This is a genomic window from Caproiciproducens sp. CPB-2 (assembly GCF_036287215.1).
Taxonomy (GTDB): Bacteria; Bacillota; Clostridia; order Oscillospirales; family Acutalibacteraceae; genus Caproiciproducens.
The window spans coordinates 3,289,522-3,307,168 of the sequence record NZ_CP142860.1 but is presented as its reverse complement, the minus strand read 5'-3'; the positions used below and the strand labels follow the sequence as shown (position 1 = coordinate 3,307,168).

General features: G+C 52.2%; 20 protein-coding genes. 19 read left to right on the top strand and 1 reads right to left on the bottom strand.

All coding sequences use genetic code 11. The features are described from left to right. The first annotated feature begins 3 nt into the window (after window positions 1-3). From VXK30_RS16480 to VXK30_RS16410, 15 genes are all read left to right on the top strand, one after another. Complete coding sequence (locus tag VXK30_RS16480; protein ID WP_275714475.1) at window positions 4-1,023, top strand: bifunctional heptose 7-phosphate kinase/heptose 1-phosphate adenyltransferase; 1,020 nt, start codon at window positions 4-6, stop codon at window positions 1,021-1,023. 17 nt (window positions 1,024-1,040) lie between these two features. Then, window positions 1,041-1,919, top strand: coding sequence for a PocR ligand-binding domain-containing protein (locus VXK30_RS16475; RefSeq protein WP_275714473.1), 879 nt, complete (start codon window positions 1,041-1,043; stop codon window positions 1,917-1,919). A gap of 251 nt (window positions 1,920-2,170) precedes the next feature. Next, window positions 2,171-3,634, top strand: coding sequence for a hypothetical protein (locus VXK30_RS16470; protein ID WP_275714471.1), 1,464 nt, complete (start codon window positions 2,171-2,173; stop codon window positions 3,632-3,634). Between the two features lie 66 nt (window positions 3,635-3,700). Further along, window positions 3,701-4,780 carry a galactose ABC transporter substrate-binding protein gene (locus VXK30_RS16465; RefSeq protein WP_275714469.1) on the top strand — a complete coding sequence of 360 codons (1,080 nt, stop codon included), beginning with the start codon at window positions 3,701-3,703 and terminating at the stop codon, window positions 4,778-4,780. A 95-nt stretch (window positions 4,781-4,875) separates the two neighbouring features. After that, window positions 4,876-6,375 (top strand): sugar ABC transporter ATP-binding protein, encoded by a 1,500-nt coding sequence (locus tag VXK30_RS16460; protein WP_275714467.1) that lies wholly within the window; start codon window positions 4,876-4,878, stop codon window positions 6,373-6,375. Between the two features lie 14 nt (window positions 6,376-6,389). Beyond that, window positions 6,390-7,418 (top strand): ABC transporter permease subunit, encoded by a 1,029-nt coding sequence (locus VXK30_RS16455; protein WP_275714465.1) that lies wholly within the window; start codon window positions 6,390-6,392, stop codon window positions 7,416-7,418. A 17-nt stretch (window positions 7,419-7,435) separates the two neighbouring features. Continuing rightward, window positions 7,436-7,627, top strand: coding sequence for a hypothetical protein (locus VXK30_RS16450; RefSeq protein ID WP_329493794.1), 192 nt, complete (start codon window positions 7,436-7,438; stop codon window positions 7,625-7,627). 55 nt (window positions 7,628-7,682) lie between these two features. After that, window positions 7,683-8,249: a D-sedoheptulose-7-phosphate isomerase gene (locus VXK30_RS16445; RefSeq protein ID WP_275714461.1), complete on the top strand. Its 567-nt coding sequence runs from the start codon at window positions 7,683-7,685 to the stop codon at window positions 8,247-8,249. 34 nt (window positions 8,250-8,283) lie between these two features. Beyond that, on the top strand, window positions 8,284-9,228 hold the full coding sequence (locus tag VXK30_RS16440; RefSeq protein ID WP_275714459.1) for an ROK family protein: 945 nt from the start codon (window positions 8,284-8,286) through the stop codon (window positions 9,226-9,228). Next, window positions 9,225-10,169, top strand: coding sequence for a carbohydrate kinase family protein (locus tag VXK30_RS16435; protein WP_275714457.1), 945 nt, complete (start codon window positions 9,225-9,227; stop codon window positions 10,167-10,169). The genes VXK30_RS16440 and VXK30_RS16435 overlap by 4 nt, the downstream gene beginning before the upstream one ends. Beyond that, window positions 10,166-10,882 (top strand): ribulose-phosphate 3-epimerase, encoded by a 717-nt coding sequence (locus tag VXK30_RS16430; RefSeq protein WP_275714455.1) that lies wholly within the window; start codon window positions 10,166-10,168, stop codon window positions 10,880-10,882. The genes VXK30_RS16435 and VXK30_RS16430 overlap by 4 nt, the downstream gene beginning before the upstream one ends. Next, window positions 10,879-11,448, top strand: coding sequence for a 6-phospho-3-hexuloisomerase (gene hxlB / locus VXK30_RS16425; protein ID WP_275714453.1), 570 nt, complete (start codon window positions 10,879-10,881; stop codon window positions 11,446-11,448). The genes VXK30_RS16430 and hxlB overlap by 4 nt, the downstream gene beginning before the upstream one ends. Before the next feature lie 5 nt (window positions 11,449-11,453). After that, window positions 11,454-12,509, top strand: coding sequence for an aldose 1-epimerase family protein (locus VXK30_RS16420; protein WP_275714451.1), 1,056 nt, complete (start codon window positions 11,454-11,456; stop codon window positions 12,507-12,509). A 63-nt stretch (window positions 12,510-12,572) separates the two neighbouring features. After that, window positions 12,573-13,253, top strand: a complete 681-nt coding sequence (locus tag VXK30_RS16415; protein WP_275714449.1) for a D-lyxose/D-mannose family sugar isomerase — start codon at window positions 12,573-12,575, stop codon at window positions 13,251-13,253. A 29-nt stretch (window positions 13,254-13,282) separates the two neighbouring features. Next, window positions 13,283-13,930, top strand: coding sequence for a DUF4867 family protein (locus tag VXK30_RS16410; RefSeq protein WP_275714447.1), 648 nt, complete (start codon window positions 13,283-13,285; stop codon window positions 13,928-13,930). Between the two features lie 438 nt (window positions 13,931-14,368). Here VXK30_RS16410 and VXK30_RS16405 read toward each other — a convergent pair whose 3' ends face one another. Beyond that, the gene (locus VXK30_RS16405) at window positions 14,369-14,527 is read right to left on the bottom strand and encodes a hypothetical protein (protein WP_442867976.1); all 159 of its coding nucleotides are present in this window, start codon (window positions 14,525-14,527) and stop codon (window positions 14,369-14,371) included. 520 nt (window positions 14,528-15,047) lie between these two features. Here VXK30_RS16405 and VXK30_RS16400 point away from each other — a divergent pair. The 4 genes from VXK30_RS16400 (at window position 15,048) to VXK30_RS16385 (ending at window position 17,550) form a co-directional block, all read left to right on the top strand. After that, window positions 15,048-16,064: a CPBP family intramembrane glutamic endopeptidase gene (locus tag VXK30_RS16400; RefSeq protein WP_275714445.1), complete on the top strand. Its 1,017-nt coding sequence runs from the start codon at window positions 15,048-15,050 to the stop codon at window positions 16,062-16,064. Between the two features lie 6 nt (window positions 16,065-16,070). Further along, the gene (tadA, locus tag VXK30_RS16395; protein ID WP_275714443.1) at window positions 16,071-16,526 is read left to right on the top strand and encodes a tRNA adenosine(34) deaminase TadA; all 456 of its coding nucleotides are present in this window, start codon (window positions 16,071-16,073) and stop codon (window positions 16,524-16,526) included. 524 nt (window positions 16,527-17,050) lie between these two features. After that, window positions 17,051-17,254: a hypothetical protein gene (locus VXK30_RS16390; RefSeq protein WP_275714441.1), complete on the top strand. Its 204-nt coding sequence runs from the start codon at window positions 17,051-17,053 to the stop codon at window positions 17,252-17,254. Beyond that, window positions 17,251-17,550 carry an RNA polymerase sigma factor gene (locus tag VXK30_RS16385; RefSeq protein WP_275714439.1) on the top strand — a complete coding sequence of 100 codons (300 nt, stop codon included), beginning with the start codon at window positions 17,251-17,253 and terminating at the stop codon, window positions 17,548-17,550. Before VXK30_RS16390 ends, VXK30_RS16385 begins: the two co-directional genes overlap by 4 nt. Window positions 17,551-17,647: the final 97 nt, after the last annotated feature.

The window sequence follows — 17,647 nt, the reverse complement described above, 5'->3', positions numbered from 1 at the left end:
GGAATGGATATTGATAAAATGATTTCCGTTTTGAAAAATGTTGCACAGGTAAAAGTCGTCGTATTTGGGGACTATGCGCTTGACAAATACCTTTATATTGATCCGGAACACGACGAACCTTCGGCGGAAACCGGGGAAACCGCTTACCAGGTTCACCGTACCTCTTTGTCCGCCGGCGTCGGCGGTACCATTACGAACAATCTGCGAACACTTGGAGCCCAAGTCGTCTGTATCGGTCTTGCGGGAGACGACGGGCAGGGATACGAGCTGCTGAGATGCCTGCGCGAAACGGGCGCGGACGTTTCCCATATGGTGAGCTGCGACGTCCTGTGCACATGCACCTACATGAAACCGATGCGCAGGGGGACCGACGGAATCTACCGGGAGATGAACCGCTTCGATTTCCGCAGCTTCATTCAACGTCCGATAGAGGTCCAACGCGAGATGATGCGTCAACTGGAATCCGTCTTGGACTGGGCCGACGGCGTGATCATCACGGATCAGTTCTATCAGCGCAATATGGGTTCTGTCACGGACTGGCTGAGGGAACAGCTCAGCAAGCTGGCCGCTGAAAGGAAGGACAAGATTTTTTATGCGGATTCACGCTCGTTTGCAAACGAATACCGCAATATCATTGTAAAGTGTAACGACATCGAGTTCTTCGCGATGACCGGCGGACCAAAGCCGGACACCGGGAAGCTTAATGCTATTGTGGAAAGGGGAGAAAGACTTTACCGGAGCGGCGGGATTCCCCTGTTTGTCACCTGCGGAAAGGCGGGGATCGTTGTTTTTGACAGGACGGCAGAGCTTGTTCCGGCGTTCAAGGTCGACGGCGAAATTGATATCGTCGGTGCGGGCGATGCGGCGAACGCTGGGATTTTCCTGGGGCTCGCGCTGGGCCTGACGGCGGCCGAGGCCGCACTTCTGGCCTGCTGCGTTTCCTCGATTACCATTCAGCAGCTTGGTATGACGGGCACGGCTTCCATGCGACAGGTGACGGAACGGCTGGCGTCCCGCCGATAAACCGCGAAGGAGGGCAAATGGCGATGAATAACGGAGCCTATAGACTTTTTCATGGGCTTTACGTGGACAGGAGCCGTCTAGCCGAAATGCTGAAGGCGTTTTACACGTTGAACCACGTGAAGGTGTCCTTTTACGATACGGATTTTCATCAGCTGCAGGAATGGCCTTATCCGCAGTGTGATTTCTGTCAATTGATCCGTCGAAACGGAATCCAGGCGTGCCTGAAGAGCGACTGGGAGGCCTTTCGCCACTGCCATGCAAAAAAGAGTATTTACGCTTACCAATGTCACGCCGGACTTTTGGAAATGATCATTCCGTTAAAAATCGAAGAAATGGTTATCGGTTACATCATGTTCGGGCAAATGATCCGCGCCGAGGACGTCAACTCCACCAAACAGGCTCTCATGGAACGGCATCGGGGGTTGCCCGTGAGCGAGGACGAGCTGCTCCGCGTGATCGATCTGATTGACGTGAAGGACAAGGAGGAGCTTGAGGCGGCCACCCTGATCAGCAAGGCCTGCGTCAGCTATCTGCTGAGCGAACGGGTGGTTAGCATAGACCGGAACAATCTCGTCGATCGTATCGACGATTATATCGCGGAAAACATGTCCCAAGGTTTTACAGTCGAAGACCTGTGCGACTATCTTCAGATGAAGCGATCCTCTTTCTACTCGCTTACAAAAGAATGCCTTGGATGCGGGATCAGCACTTATATCCAGAAGAAGCGCCTGGACAGGGCGAAAACGTTGCTCAAGGAAACAAACCTCCCCATCTCTCTGCTTGCCGGACAGGTTGGGTTTAATGATTACAATTATTTCCTGCGTTGTTTTAAAAAGCAGGTTGGCATGACATGCCGTGCGTACCGTAAAAGCGTCGAGGACTATCTGCGTCCATAAACATATTGAAATTCATTTTCTGTTCTCTCTATAAATCCGAACATGCTGAAGAGAGTTCCCCCGTTATATAACGGGGGAACTTTTTGTTGGGATCTGTAAAAAAGTTCAAGATGGACAATTTTACAGTTAGGTGGATGAATTTCTCTATCATTGAAATTGTGTAAAGCCTATAATAAATTAAGAAAAATACGAAGATATTTAGCTTTATAGTAACTCGAACTAATAATGTTTTAATAAAGGGAGTGCGTATTTTGTTGACTAAATTAAAAATCGGCCTGGTTGGCAGCTCGCAGCTGAGCTTTCCCGGAGACAAGGAAGGGGCTTTTAGAAAGACTTCCGGTGATCTTGAGGGCCTGGCGGAAAAGTGGGGGTTTCAGCTTTTTGTCTACCCAAAGCAGGTGATCACGCCGGAACAGGGGTATGAAGCGCTCCATGCTTTGGAAGAGGAAAAAGTGGACTTTGTTCTGCTGCAGTGCACTAGCTTTTCGGCCGGTTTCTTAGCTCCCATCTTCGCCAGGATAAAGAATGCGCGTCTTGGCTTGTGGGCGATCCCGGAAGGAAAATCAGAAGGTGCGGTTCCGTTCAATTCGCTTTGCAGCATCAACATGTATGCTGCAATCATAGGGCATTATCTTGACGGATATGAGCTACCGGTCAAATGGTTCTACGGTAATGTCGGCGACCCGCTGTTTTCCGACCGTTTCGCGGTTACGGTACGTGCGCTGAAAGCGATCAAGGCCATGCAGCGTTCCAGCGTCGCCCTGATTGGCGGCATCGCGCCGGGCTTCGATGACCTGTATGACGACGAGCGCGGTCTGATTCGTCTGTTTGACGGGATGCGCATTAACCGCCTGCATGAATACGATGAACTGAAAAAGATCGCCATACATATGGACAGCGATAAAGTACGCCGGCGCATTGAGGAAGAAACGGCGCTTGCGAAAGGGTTCCGCCATCCGACGGCGAAAAAAATGATGGAAATCAACGCTCGGTTTTCTCTTGCGTACGATCAGTTTATCGAGGAAAACGGATATGACGCCGTGGCAATCAGTTGCTGGCCAAAACTCCAGGATGACTTTCAGTACAGCGTGTGTGCAGTGGTAGGCGAACTGAACGACAAAGGCACGGTGGCTGCCTGCGAAGGAGACTTGACTTCCGCTATCAGTATGCTGCTCCTGAGATATCTATCAGACAGCACCGCCACGTTGATGGATCTGTCTGCGTTCGACCAACAGGATGACACGATTTTGCTGTGGCATTGCGGTCCGGCCAGCCGTTGCTTCTGCGAGAGAAACGGTTTTGAGTATGGCCTGAACTATTCCGGTTCGGCGCACGAGCCGGGTGAAAAGGAAGTCAGCGGAACGGGCGTTGTTCGCGACATGGTTATGGACCCGGGCAAGATCACCATCTCCCGGCTCACCGGGGAAAGCGACAGAATGTTCTTGGCAACCGGGCAGATCATCGATACGTCCAAGCCGAGCTTCTGCGGATCCCGCGGTTGGGTGGGAGATCTTGAGATCAACCGTCGGAATGTTTCCGCACTTGATTTTTTCAATACTGTTCTTGTGCAGCGTTTCCAGCATCATTTCCCCATCGTCCGGGGCGATTTCAGCCGGGAGGTGCTTGAAGCGATGGCATGGTTAAAGCTGAAGAAGGTTGAGATTACACCTTATCAGGACTATCTTGAAAATCCCGCATGGTGGGCGGACAGGTGAAGTTAAAATATGCTTTCAACGTATATTTTGATTTAATAAATTGATCTTGAAAAGGGGAGAAAAAACATGAAAAAGTGGAGAAAAAATGTGAAAAGGGTATTTTCCGTGATTTTAGCGGCCATGCTGGCCTTGTCGGTGGCAGCTTGCAGCAGTTCCACCGAATCATCCTCCGGGGAGACGGCTTCCGGCACATCATCGGAGAGAACAGATGGGAAAAAATATGTGATCGGGGCACTGGTTTACAAGTACGACGATGTGTATTTGTCCACCGTACGCGCGGCAATGCAGCAATATGCAGACAAGGCGGGCAACATCGAACTTAAGATGTACGACGGGCAAGGTGATCAGGGAAAACAGCTGGATCAACTGGATGCCATTCTGCAGGACGGCGTCGACTGTCTGTTCGTCAACATGTGTGACCAGTCTTCCGCGCAAACCGTCATCAATCAGGTCAAGGACAAAAAGATTCCTCTTGTGTTCTTCAACCGCGAGCCGACTGATATCAGCGTCTTGAAGAATTATGATAAGGATATCTTCGTCGGCACAAAAGCTCAGGATGCCGGCATCATGCAGGGCGACATGCTGGCCCAGCTGTGGAAAGCCGACAAGAGCTTGGACCGCAACGGTGATGGAAAAGTTCAATATGTGGTATTCAAGGGAGAGGCTGACAATCTGGAAGCTATTGCCCGCACCGAATACTGTCAGTCAGAAGCGAAGGAAAAGGGTCTGAATATGGATGCCGTCGCGCCTGTACAAGTTTGCGACTGGACTGCGGAAAAAGCGATGAACGCAATGGAGGCGATCCTTTCTTCTAACAATGATATTGAAGCTGTCCTTTGCAATAATGATGACATGGCGACCGGCGCCATCTCTGCGTTGCAGAACCACGGCTACAACACCGGCAACGAAGGGGACAAAAAGATAGTTGTGCTCGGAGTAGATGGTACGGACGCCGCCAAATCCGCTATTGCCTCTGGTACGATGATGGGCACCGTGAAGCAGGATGGCGACGCGATGGCGAAAGCATGCGTCAATATTGCAGAGAATTATCTTAGTGGCAAGAGCGCACTGGAGGGCACAGGTTATCAGCTTGATGAGACGGGTGTTGCGATCCGTATCCCCTATTCTTCCTACACCGGTAAATAAGGAAGAAAATATCGAACTGATGAAGCGCAGGCGAGGATGCTTCAAGCAGGTAGCACCCTCGCCTACCCAATAATTGAGAATGAGAGATCATGGATATGGCAGAAACTTACATGCTTGAGATGACGGGGATTTGTAAAAGCTTTCCGGGCGTACAGGCTCTGGACGAAGCTCAGCTTAAGGTGCGGAAGGGCACGGTTCATGCCCTTTGCGGAGAAAACGGCGCCGGCAAGAGCACGCTGATGAAGTGCCTGTTCGGGATTTATAACAAGGATTCCGGCTCAATCAAGCTTGACGGCCGGGAAGTCGCATTTAAGGACACTAAGCATGCCATTCAGAACGGCATAGCAATGGTGCATCAAGAACTGAATCAGGTATTGCAGCGTAGCATTGCGGAAAACATCTGGCTGGGCCAGGTGCCGCGAACTCGAACCGGCTTGGTGGATCAGAAGAAGATGTACCGGGAGACAAAGAGGATTTTTGAAGATCTGGAAATCGATATTGACCCCAGAAGGAAAATCGGGACTTTGTCGGTTTCAGCGCGCCAGATGGTCGAGATTGCCCGGGCTGTTTCCAACAACATCAGGCTACTGGTCCTGGACGAGCCCACCTCGTCCTTGGCGGACGATGAAGTCAAGCAGCTGTTCCGCATCATCAATAAGTTACGCGAGCGGGGTGTCGGCATTATTTATATTTCCCACAAGATGGAGGAGGTCCTGAAGATTGCCGATGATGTCACTATTATGCGCGACGGAAAATGGATCACGACTGAAAAGGCAGAGAATCTTACGCTCGCCAAGATTATCAATTTGATGGTCGGCCGCAAAATGGACAACCGATTCCCGCCGAAGGTGAACAAACCGGGGGAAGTGATTATGTCAGTCGAGCATCTCACCAGCACTTACATGCCGGGTTGCATCGACGTTTCCTTCGACTTACGTGCGGGGGAGATTCTCGGGATCGCGGGGCTGGTTGGTTCCCGCAGAACCGAATTGCTGGAAACGGTTTTTGGCACGCGCCGCCACAGCGAAGGCACAATCAAGGTCCACGGAAGGGAAATCAGGAACAACACTTCACGGGATGCCTTGAAAAACGGTTTCGCGATGCTGACGGAGGAACGCCGCGCAAGCGGCATCTTCGGAGTGGATTCCGTGATGTTCAACTCCGTGATTGCCAACGTTCGGGCTTATCGGAAAGGGCTTTTTCTAAAGCAGCAGAAAATGAAAGAGGATACTGATTGGGTCATCAGTTCGATGAATATCAAAACTCCAAGTCAGAAAACTCATATCAAGTTTTTGTCGGGGGGCAATCAACAAAAGGTTATCATCGGGCGATGGCTACTCACAAAGCCGGAGATTCTGCTGATGGACGAGCCGACCCGGGGTATTGACGTAGGAGCTAAGTATGAAATCTACCAGTTGATCGGTGATGTAGCAAAACAGGGGAAGGCAGTTATTGTGGTGTCCTCGGAAATGTCGGAGCTCCTGGGTATTTCGGATCGGATCGCCGTGATGAGCAACGGCCATCTGGCAGGCATTCTTGATATGGAGAATGCCACGCAGGAAAGAATCATGGAACTTGCACTACACTTCATTTAAAAAGAGGTAGGGATATGGAAAAAATAAAAAAACTGGATATTGATAAACTGAAAAAAGGGCTCTTAAATAATGCGTTGCTGATTATCCTGGGCTTCATGTTAATTGTTGTGATCTGCATCAGTCCAAGCTTTATCTCCATCAACAATATCACCAATATTCTTCGTCAGGCCTCCACCCGCGGCATTCTTGCCCTGGGAATCGCCGCCGTCATCATCATTCAGGGGACCGACCTTTCGGCTGGCCGCATCCTTGGTTGCTGCGCCGCCATTTCGGCAAGTCTGCTGCAGGCGACGACTTATGCGTCCAGAATGTATCCTCAGATTACAAATGGCCTGCCGCTGTTCATTCCGCTGCTGATCAGTATTATCGTCGCGGTTCTGTTCTCCTTGCTGAACGGTTTCGGTGTGGCGTATCTGCACATGCATGCCTTCATTGTATCGCTCGGCACCCAACTGATTGCATTCGGCAGCACCTGTATCTATATTGACAGTCAGAAGGGGGGTGCACAGCCTCTTTCCACGTTGGATCCCCGCTACTTGAATCTGGTGAAGGGTTCGTTCAATCTGGGCTTCATGCAGTTGCCTTATCTGGTGGTCTATCTGTTCATTTGCGCAGTCGTAGTTTACATTCTGTGGAATAAGACTGTATTCGGCAAAAATATGTATGCGTTCGGCGGCAATCCGGCGGCTGCCGCGGTATCTGGCATCAATACAAAGCTTACTGTGATGTTGGTGTTCCTTGTGGCAGGCGTTCTGTACGGCATATCCGCTTTTCTGGAAGCAGCGCGGATTGGCTCCGTGACCACCACAGTCGGCTTCAACTATGAATTTGATGCCATGTCGGGCTGCGTCATTGGCGGTGTTTCCTGGGCCGGTGGCGTTGGTACGATTCCGGGCGTCCTGCTGGGCGTCGTTCTGCTGCAGACCATCAACTACAGCCTAACCTACCTTAATGTCAACCCTTATTTGCAGTATATCATTAAGGGCATCATTATCATTCTTGCCGTTGCTATTGATGTGCGCAAATATCTGGAGAAGAAATGATGAAAAAAAGAGGGTACATGACCAGTGGAACGTCTGCACTGCGCGTCAAAAGCGAGAGGACCGACGGCGGCCGGACAGGACATCCGGCCGAAAGCGCACGCGACCACCTGTATTCTAAGATCGGCTTTACGGTCCGGCAGATGGATATCATCATTGCCAGCCTAATCGTTCTGCTGGCCGCGGCATTCATTGCTGGGCTATTTCTTTAATGAAGGGTTTCCCGAGCGGTGGCTGCGCATCCCTGTGGAAAGGAAGAAAAACAACATGAAGAATTATACGGATCAGATCGACGCATATTACGCCCGGCTGAAAACGACTGTCGACAAGATCGACAGAAACGAGGTCAACCGGGCGATGGAGGCTTTGAAAGAGGCGCGCGACGGCAGAAAATATGTCTTTATCATGGGAAACGGAGGCAGCGCCTCCACCGCTTCTCATTTTGCGGGGGATTTCAACAAGGGCCTGAGCCTGAACAAGGAGAAAAGGTTCCGGTTTGTATGCTTGAATGACAATGCTGCCACCGTTCTTAGCCTTGCCAACGACGTTGCCTACGATGCAGTTTTTGTAGAGCAACTGAAGGATTTCCTTTCTGAGGGCGACGTGGTGATGGCGATTTCCGGAAGCGGAGACTCGGCCAATGTAGTGCGTGCCGCGGAATATGCCAGGGAATGCGGGAATCAGGTGATTGGCCTTACGGGATACAGTGGTGGAAGGTTGATGGCTCTGTCGGATATCAGCCTGCATGTGCCAATCGACGATATGCAGGTCGTAGAGGATCTTCACTTGGTGTTCGACCATTTGATGATGTCCATTCTTTATAGGGAGGATTGAAGCCTTTCAAGAGCAATACTGGGCAGAGAAAATTATGAGGAAAAAAATATTATGTATTGACATTGGTGGCTCCAAGATCCTGACCGGCGTCATGGACGAAGAGGGCCGTGTGCTTGCGTCCCACAAAATGCTGTTTCACAATCCAACGAAAAAGCAGGTAGCTGAGGCCATCCTTGCAGAAAGCGCCGCCGTGCTGACATCCGCAGAGTGGAAAGGGGATGGAACTGAAGAAATCGATGCAATCGGTGTATCCATTCCTGGAATCGCGGATCCGGACAATGGCTTGTGGGTCTATGCTCCCTTTTCACAGATCCGGGCTTTCGACGTACGCTCACTGCTTATGAAGCAGTACGGAAAACCGGTGTTTCTGGGGAATGATGGCAATCTGTGCACGCTGGGAGAAAAAAAGTTTGGATTGGCCAAGGATGTGTCGGATTTCATGTGGGTCACTGTCAGCAACGGCATCGGCTCTGGCGTCTTTCTCAACAATCGTATGTTTGAGGGCTTTTCCAAAGGCGCGGGGGAGCTGGGGCATGTAAAGGTCGTCGATTATGGAGCCAAATGTCCCTGTGGTTCGCGCGGTTGCTTGGAGACTTACGGAGCGGCACCCGGGATCGTGCGCCGCTATCTGGAGTTGACCGGCCGTGAGGAAAAAATGACCGCGCATGAGATCGGGGAGCTCGCGCGTGGTGGGAATAGAGAAGCGCTGAGGGTTTTCCAAGACGAAGGCTTTTACTTGGGAAAGGCGATCGCAGCCGCTGTCAATATTTTGAACGTACCGTTGGTCGTCATCGGCGGCGGTGTTGCCGGCTCCTTCGATTTGTTCGAGCCATCCCTGAAAGCTACGTTGGAGAATTTCCTATATTTGGGCGCAAATGCGGGTCTGCGGGTCGTGAAAACAGCCCTCGGCTACGAGGCGTCGTTGATCGGCGCCGGAACCTGTGCTTTGTCCGGGTTAGAGAAGGAGGGAAGTATATGAAATTTCTAAGCGTGGGGGAAATGGTTGTCGACTTTTTGCCGGGAGACGGAGAGGGCGTCTATATCAGAAAGGCGGGTGGCGCTCCAGCCAATGTGGCTATCGCCATAGCGCGCCATGGCTGCGAGGCCGGCTTTTGCGGCATGATGGGCGACGATGACTTCGGTCATTTTCTGCTGCGGACGTTAAAGGACAATCATGTTGAGCCGCTTGTCACACAGCTGACGGACATGGCTACGACGACGATGGCATTTGTCACATTGAATACCAATGGGGACCGCAGCTTTACTTTTGCCCGCAAACCCGGAGCAGACATGTTCCTGAGCAAGCAGAACCTAGATCATCCTTGGTTCTGGGAGGCGGACATTGTCCATGCCGGCTCTTGCTCTCTGTCCAAGGGGGCAGCTAAGGAGACGACGATTTACGCACTGACGGAAAGTCGCCTGAGCGGAAAACTGGTCAGTTTTGACATGAACTACCGGGACCTGCTGTGGGATGGTGATGGGAAGGCCGCCGCCCGGGCTGTGATGGATATTCTTCCGTATGTGGACTTACTTAAGGTTTCCGAGGAGGAGGCAGCCATGCTGGGCGGCGAAGACGCCCTGCCGCACCTATCGCGTGAAAGCGGCATTTCAGTCATGGTGGAGACGCTGGGCGGCCGGGGTTGCCGATGTTTTTGGAATGGGAAGGTCTTGGAGCTGCCGGCGCTCCGGACCCGGTGCGTCGATGCGACCGGCGCCGGGGACGCGTTCTGGGGAGGGTTCCTTGCCACGCTGATGAAGGCGGGCGTTCACTCCCCCACGGACCTGACTGAGGGCCTGTTGTACAGCGCACTGTATTGCGGAAACATCGCCGGTTGGCTGTGCGTACAGAAAAAGGGCGCAATTGAGTCCCTGCCGACGGAGGCTGAGGTTCATCGGTACATGAAGGAGTATGATCAATGAATAAAACGATCTGGAACCAAAAATGTATTCTTTCCCCATCGCTGATTTCCGTATGCAATCTATGCAGGCTGGAGGATTCGGTCTCGGAATTGGAGCGTGCGGGTGCCGAAATGCTGCATGTCGATCTCCTCGACGGGCATTTCAGCCCGAGCATGCCGCTGGGGCTCGATACGGTCCGGCAACTGCGCGCCAGGACGGAACTGCCGTTCGACGTGCATCTAATGGCGACTGAGCAGGATTTCTTTGTCAAAGAGCTGCTTGACATCGGCGTGGAGCAGATCATTTTTCACGGAGAATGCGAGCCGCACATCGACTATCGGCTCGACCAGATCCGCAGTCGCGGGGTGCGGGCCGGCGTCGCGCTAAAGCCGGCCACGCCGCTTTCGACCCTGGATTATGTACTGGAGAAATGTGACACTGTGCTGTTGATGCTGATTAATCCCGGTTACGCAGGCAGCAGGGCAGAGAAGCAGGTTCCATACGCGAACCGCAAGGTTCAGGAACTGCATCGCCTTATCCAGGAGAGGGGCCTGCCTACGAAAGTGGAAATCGACGGCCGTGTCTCCCGCGAAAATATTGAGGATTTCGTCGGAAAAGGTGTGGATATCTTTGTGGTAGGCAGCACCTGCCTGAAAAAAGAAGATCTTTCTGCGTCGACGCAGGAACTGCTTGGGTTTTGCGGGTCCGTGTTGGGAGAAAGGGGAAAGCAATGAGTAACGAAGTCACGTTTAGCGGAGTGGGAGATCTGATCCTCGACGAATTGCGCGCTTCACTGGGCCATATCAATCCCGCTCAGGTGGAACGCCTGATCGAGGCAGTTCTGGATGCGGATCAGGTGTTCTTTGTGGGCGTTGGACGGGTTTTGCTGTCGTTGCAGGCCGTCGCTAAGCGCTGGGCTCACTTGGGAATCAAGACGCATTACGTGGGAGAGATTACCGAGCCCGCCATCACGCCGAAGGATCTGCTGATCGTCGGCAGTGGTAGCGGTACTACAATGTTTCCCTTAGGCATTGCACAAAAGGCGCATATGATTGGTGCAAAGGTAGTTCATATTGGGTCAAATCCGGACAGCGGGTTGAAAGACCTTGTGGAATTTATGGTAAGGATTCCCGTGCGCACGAAAGAATATCGGAATGACGAGATTGACTCGCAACAGCCCATGACATCACTTTTTGAGCAGTCGGTTCTCCTTTTGGGGGACATTGTGGCGAAAATGATTATCGAACGCAGGCACCTTGATATGAAGGAGCTCTGGCGATACCATGCGAATCTGGAGTGAGGACAATGAAAAAAGAGGACATTTTGCGTCGGGTTGGCAACGTGCAGCAGATCGCGTATGCCCGGAGGGTGACTTACGACGAAGGGCGCAGTACGGGAATGCGGGCTGTGGAAGTGAAAAATGGTCCCCTCCGTTTTGTCACAATGTTGGATAAGGCGCTGGACATCTGTGAAATGGAGTATAAGGGACTGCAGATCAATTTTCTTTCGAAACCGGGGCTTATGGGGAGAAACCCATACGATACGCACGGGGCCGAGGCGCAGCGCAGTATTATGGGGGGCCTGTTTTTTACTTGCGGGTTTGAAAACATTTGCGCGCCATACACGGGTCCAGACGGCAGGGAGTACCCCATGCACGGCCGTATGCGCACGACGCCTGCGGAGCATGTGTGCGCGGATTCCGCATGGGATGGCGACGACTATGTCGTGACGGTGAGAGGAGAAATGCGGGAAGCTGAGCTGTTTGGGGAAAATCTTGTGTTGCGTCGCACGATCACCACAAGGCTGGGCGAAAGCTCGATCCGAGTTGCGGATGAAATCACGAACGAGGCGTTTCGTCCGGAACCCGTTATGCTGATGTATCATTGCAACATGGGATGGCCGTTTCTTTCAGAGAATAGCCGCCTTTTGCTGCCGACGAAAAAAGTCACGCCGCGAGACGGGGTTTCGGCCGCCTGTGCTGACACGTGGGACATAATGGGTCCTCCGAAGGACAATGAGCCAGAGAACGTGTTTCTGCACGAGCTGGCTTCTGCCGGGGATGGAGAAACTTTTGCGGCCGTTGTAAATGACGAACGGAAACTCGCGCTTGTGCTCGAGTTCAATACGGAGCAGTTTCCATTTTTCATGCAGTGGAAATCCGAGGGAAGCGGCGACTATGTTCTCGGCTTGGAGCCGTCGAATTCCTCTGTCTATGGCCGCTCGTACCATGAGAAAGCCGGTACGCTGCATTTTCTGGCTCCGCAGACTGTCGAAAAAAAGCAGCTTACGTTTCGAATTGCCGAGGGAAAGCAGGCCATCGAGGCGCTGGAAAATCGAAGGGATTCGCTGCTTGGATTATGAGATTCCGACGTTTGGCCCGGATTCGTTCTGAGTATGGATTAATAATGAGAAAAGAGGAAAAACATGAAACGATCTGAAATTAACGCTGTAATCAGAAGGTTTGAGATGCTGCTCGATGAGCATCGTTTTGAACTGCCTCCGTTCCTGAAATTTACGCCGGCGGAGTGGGAAGATAAGGGGCATGAGTACGACGAGATCCGCGACAACATGCTTGGCTGGGACGTGACCGATTACGGGATGGGCGATTACGCGCATCTGGGGCTGGCTCTGATTACCCTGCGCAACGGAAATATTCACAATCCCAAATATACGAAAACCTATGCCGAAAAGATCATGATGTGCGACGAGGGGCAGGTGTCCCCGATGCACTTTCACTGGAACAAGATGGAGGACATCATCAACCGCGGCGGCAACAACATTGTGTTCACGCTGTACAACGCCACAAAGGACGAGCAGTTGGATACGACGGACGTGGAAATCTGTCAGGACGGCCGCCGCTACATGGTTCCGGCGGGGCAGCCGATCGTACTGCAACCCGGTGAAAGTCTTTCCCTGTATCCCTATTACTATCATGAGTTCACCATCCCGAAGGGAGGAAGCGTGCTGATCGGTGAAGTCTCCATGTGTAACGATGACAATACCGATAACCGTTTCTTAAACCCCCTCGGCCGCTTTCCCACCATCGAAGAGGATGAGCCGCCGTACCGCCTGCTCTGCAACGAATATCCGCCCGCAGCGGACTAAGCGGACTGCATTGGAAAGGGTGAAGATTCATGGAACTGAAGTCTGTTACAGATCCGGCGTTTCGAGCCTACGGGCGTGTGGTTGAAGAACTTGATTTCTCCGAGCTCATCAAAGCCCTTCAGACAACGCCTTGCCCTGCGGGCGACGTCGTTTACGTGCCGTCGGATCCCGGGCTTGAAGCACTTGACATTTACGGGAGCCTCCGAGATCAAGTCTTTGGGGAGATGCCGATCCAGCTTGGATATTGCAATGGGAACAACCATTTGCTCAATGCGCTGGAATACCACCGTTCCAGCGAGGTGAACGTCGCCGCGACGGACATGGTCCTGATTCTGGGCCGCCTTCAGGACGTCACGCCGCAGCTTACCTACGACACGGCAGAGCTTGAGCTGTTTCGCGTACCCAAAGGAAAGGCAGTGGAGCTTTACGGGACCACGCTGCACTATGCGCCGTGCAATGCCGATAGCGCGGGTTTCCGAGTGGCCGTCGTGCTGCCGCGCGGAACCAATACGGCTCTTGCAGCAAAACATACGGGCGGTGGTATGGATCGGCTGATCACTGCGAAAAACAAATGGCTCATTGCCCATCCCGACAGCGGCTTGCCGAAGGAAGTTTGGAAAGGACTTTTGGGCGAAAACATTTCCGTGAGAGCGGACAGGCTCTGGAGGAAGGCATGATGCCTCTTTTGACTGTCCAAAAAATTTTAAATTATATCTATCTGGCTTTTCATGTATAAGGAATCAACCGAGAAGATTTGTTGTGTAAATTTAAAGTTCTCAAATATCCAAATGTCCATAGAAAGACAGTGACGCAGGAATCCCTTGCAGTTTATTATAAAACTGCAAGGGATTCCGACTTTTCGTAAAATGCTTACAATGCGTCTGAATTTTTTTCTTAGCTTGTCTTCAGACTTCCCAAAATTTCATAAGAACGGTCAATAACTTTAATAAGTTGCGGCATATTTATGACAAGATGATGATCGGTCTTATATATATTTCACATATTTTTTAAAAATGTAGAAGGACTATTTACAATAGTGTTAATTTATTGTATTCAACTGCGGTTTCCATAAGCTTCAACATCTTATGGCTGCGCTCAATGCACTTGGCGTGATACTATGCAACCGGCTCTACATCAAAGCCCAATACCTGCTCATCGTTGTAGATGGCATGCATCCACAGATCCAACAGAATGTCCATTTCAGAGCATTTTCCGATACTGATCAGCTCCGCTACCTTTGAAATCGGGGTAAAAAACCGACGTCTTTCTGGCAAGGGGCGTTATAATCCAAAATGGTGTTATGCTTTCGCCAGTCGGTAATCTTGATTTCTAATTGGTATGCTGACATAGTAAGCCTCCCTTGTATTTAAGTGCCTTTTATGATATCATGATAAATAATTGAAATTGAACCTAAACTCATCCCCCTTTGATGTATTGTAAAACAGCTAATTTTATGCTAATAGCAATACGAAATACAATAAAATTTTTCGTGGAACACAAGATACCACGAAGAATTTAGACGTAAGAAAAAGCTGTTGATTGTTGGATTAAGAGAGCTGTCGGGGACCATGCTTTGTCTTTGAGGAAATGCCCTTCTTAATTCCTAAGCGAAAGGCCGCGCGTTCGAATCGCGCCGGGGACGCCAGCGTGCCGCTGGATCCAATTCGCGTTTGGGTCCGGCGCTTTTTCTTTACTTTGCCGCCCGGCGGCGTCTATATTCACCTAACCTGCCAAAAAAGGAGACGCTCTTTCCTGCTTGCGGGAGAGAGCCCTTTTTTATAAAAGGAGAGAGCAATGAACAATTCGCCTTACACCCAATACGGCCCTTATTATAACGTGCATCCCTATGTGGAAGCCCAGAACGGCAAGCGCGAGCTGAGGAAAACCTCCAACGCGGTCTGCTGGACCCTGCTCGCCGCCATGTTCCTGATGACCGGCTTCCTGTATGTCTGCGTGTTCTATCTTCGCACGGTGGGATATGCGCACGACTATACGAACAGCGATTTTCAGGGGTTTACGCCGGTGCTTTATTATCTTGCGACCGGGGCGGGCTATCTGGTCGGGCTAGCCGCTCCCGCGCTGGTTTTTTTCGCCGCGAGGCATATTTCCCTGAGCAGCGCGCTGCCCTTTGAGAAGGCCGGGTTTCTGAAAATTTGTGCGTGCGTTTTTTTCGGAACGGCCGTCTGTATGCTGGCGAACATTCCGGCCAACGCGGTGGTGGAAATCGAGAAATGGTTCGGCTTTTCCGGCGAGCTGCCGGAGATGCCCCTGACGGGCGATCCGCCGGTTTTATTCCTGTATTTCCTTACGATCGCGGTCATTCCGCCGCTGGTGGAGGAGCTGTTTTTCCGCGGCGTGGTGCTTCACAGCCTGAGAAAATACGGGGACGGGTTCGCGGTAGTGGGCTCCGCGATTCTTTTCGGGCTGTACCACGGCAATTTTGTGCAGATGGTGTTTGCCTTTATCGCCGGTCTGGCCATGGCTCTGGTGGTTGTCCGCACCAATTCCCTGTGGCCGTCCATCCTGATCCATTTCTTCAACAACGGGATTTCCTTCGCGGTGGAAATGTCGCAGCGCTTCGGCGGGGACCAGATGGCCGATTATGTAAACAACACGGTGGTCGGCGTTGTTTTGGCGCTGGGCGTGGCTTCCTTTGTTTATCTGCTGGTAAAGGATAAGAGGTTTTTCCACAGCGACGGGGTAAATCCGTATTTCCGGCTTTCCGCAAAGCTGAACGCGCTGTTTTTCAATCCGGGCGGTGTGGCGGTGCTGCTGTTAACGGTTCTGTCCTCGTTCCGGTATCTTTCGTAGGCTGATATGGACAGGGAGGAACGGTTTATGCGTCTGGCGCTGACTCTCGCGCGGGAAGCGGCGCAGGAGGGCGAGGTGCCGGTCGGCGCGGTGATCGTAAAAGACGGGGAAGTCATTGCCACGGGCCGCAACCGGCGCGAAAGCGGAAAAAACGCGCTCTGCCACGCGGAGCTGGAGGCTATTGACCGGGCGTGCCGCCTGCTGGGCGGGTGGCGGCTGTGGCAGTGCGAGCTGTTCGTCACGCTGGAGCCCTGCCCCATGTGCGCGGGGGCGGTCATCAACGCGCGGATTCCCAGGGTGGTTTACGGCGCGCGGGACCCGAAGGCCGGTTCCTGCGGCTCCGTCGTGAATCTGTTTGAATTGCCGTACAACCACAGTCCGGAGCTGGTGGGCGGCGTGCTTGCCGACGAATGCGCGCTGCTGCTTACGGATTTTTTTCAAAAGCTGAGGGATAAAAAATAAAGGGAGGAAGCGTTTCGCTTCCTCCTACTTTTTTCCCCGGCGATGAGGCTTCCGGGAATCCCGGAATTTTCCCGGAGCATCGTATCTCTTCTTGTTGATCTTGCCAAACGTATAGACAAGAACATAGCATCCCGCAATGATCAATAAAGGGGCAAAGCTTTCCATTTTGATTCCCGCTTTCCGCTTTGTAATCCTGCTCCTGCCCCGGCAAACTGTTCCGGAGGCAGGAAAATTTTCCGCTCAGGTTTTCTTTTATTTTAGCATCATAGGCCTTGTTTGTAAAATCAAGAGTCATGTCTTATTCGGTTAAAATTGCGTCTGACCGCGTCAAAAATGCTCGGCGTACGGATAGTGTTCCTGTGGAAACAAGCCCGATTCGGTGTACCGGGTTTGTCCCTGCCAGGAATCGGAATAGAACATTTGTTCTAAAATATCTTGAAAATTTGCTCCTGTTTGGATAGTATGGAATTATAGGACACGAATCCGGATGCTTGCGGTCCGCTTCGGGGAAGGAAAGGAGCAATATGGACTATAACGAATGGGGCGCGGAATATTTGAATGAGGCAGAGAGGATTAAGGAACGGCTGGCGCCGCTTCGCAGGCAGGCGCGGCAGGCGGGCAACGAGGAGGCCTCCGGGCTGTACCGCAGGATTGCCCTGCTGAACGACATGTATCTGGACTGCCTGCACACAGGCAGGTATCTGGTGAGAATCGGGGCGGAAAGATGAGAAGAAAAAGCAATTTGAGCTTGGACCTGTTCGGGGACCGGCTGAATGCCGGTCGGGAAGAGAACGACGACGGGGGAGAGCATCTGAGGATGCGCGGGGCGCTGCGGCGCGCGATGGAGGGAGAGCTGACCGAACGGCAGCGCGACTGTCTGCGGCTGCGGTATTTCGAGCAGAAAAGCGTACAGGAGGTCGCGGAAATCATCGGCGTTACGCCGCCGACCGTGTCGAAGCATCTGAAAAAAGCGCGGGAACGGCTGCGCCGGGTGGTGGGGTATTCCTTCTCGCGGTTAAATTGAGGGAAAAGTACTCCTTTCGGCACCCGGCTTCTCGAGGCCCCCTCGAGGAGGGGGCCAGATTCTGCTTTTCGTACCTCCGTCAATGAAAACCGCGAAG

Coding starts and splice junctions, on each gene's coding strand:
- VXK30_RS16480 (WP_275714475.1), top strand. CDS start 4: ATGGATATTGATAAAATGATTTCCGTTTTGAAAAATGTTGCACAGGTA.
- VXK30_RS16475 (WP_275714473.1), top strand. CDS start 1,041: ATGGCGATGAATAACGGAGCCTATAGACTTTTTCATGGGCTTTACGTG.
- VXK30_RS16465 (WP_275714469.1), top strand. CDS start 3,701: ATGAAAAAGTGGAGAAAAAATGTGAAAAGGGTATTTTCCGTGATTTTA.
- VXK30_RS16460 (WP_275714467.1), top strand. CDS start 4,876: ATGGCAGAAACTTACATGCTTGAGATGACGGGGATTTGTAAAAGCTTT.
- VXK30_RS16455 (WP_275714465.1), top strand. CDS start 6,390: ATGGAAAAAATAAAAAAACTGGATATTGATAAACTGAAAAAAGGGCTC.
- VXK30_RS16450 (WP_329493794.1), top strand. CDS start 7,436: ATGACCAGTGGAACGTCTGCACTGCGCGTCAAAAGCGAGAGGACCGAC.
- VXK30_RS16445 (WP_275714461.1), top strand. CDS start 7,683: ATGAAGAATTATACGGATCAGATCGACGCATATTACGCCCGGCTGAAA.
- VXK30_RS16440 (WP_275714459.1), top strand. CDS start 8,284: ATGAGGAAAAAAATATTATGTATTGACATTGGTGGCTCCAAGATCCTG.
- VXK30_RS16435 (WP_275714457.1), top strand. CDS start 9,225: ATGAAATTTCTAAGCGTGGGGGAAATGGTTGTCGACTTTTTGCCGGGA.
- VXK30_RS16430 (WP_275714455.1), top strand. CDS start 10,166: ATGAATAAAACGATCTGGAACCAAAAATGTATTCTTTCCCCATCGCTG.
- hxlB (WP_275714453.1), top strand. CDS start 10,879: ATGAGTAACGAAGTCACGTTTAGCGGAGTGGGAGATCTGATCCTCGAC.
- VXK30_RS16420 (WP_275714451.1), top strand. CDS start 11,454: ATGAAAAAAGAGGACATTTTGCGTCGGGTTGGCAACGTGCAGCAGATC.
- VXK30_RS16415 (WP_275714449.1), top strand. CDS start 12,573: ATGAAACGATCTGAAATTAACGCTGTAATCAGAAGGTTTGAGATGCTG.
- VXK30_RS16410 (WP_275714447.1), top strand. CDS start 13,283: ATGGAACTGAAGTCTGTTACAGATCCGGCGTTTCGAGCCTACGGGCGT.
- VXK30_RS16400 (WP_275714445.1), top strand. CDS start 15,048: ATGAACAATTCGCCTTACACCCAATACGGCCCTTATTATAACGTGCAT.
- tadA (WP_275714443.1), top strand. CDS start 16,071: ATGGACAGGGAGGAACGGTTTATGCGTCTGGCGCTGACTCTCGCGCGG.
- VXK30_RS16390 (WP_275714441.1), top strand. CDS start 17,051: ATGGACTATAACGAATGGGGCGCGGAATATTTGAATGAGGCAGAGAGG.
- VXK30_RS16385 (WP_275714439.1), top strand. CDS start 17,251: ATGAGAAGAAAAAGCAATTTGAGCTTGGACCTGTTCGGGGACCGGCTG.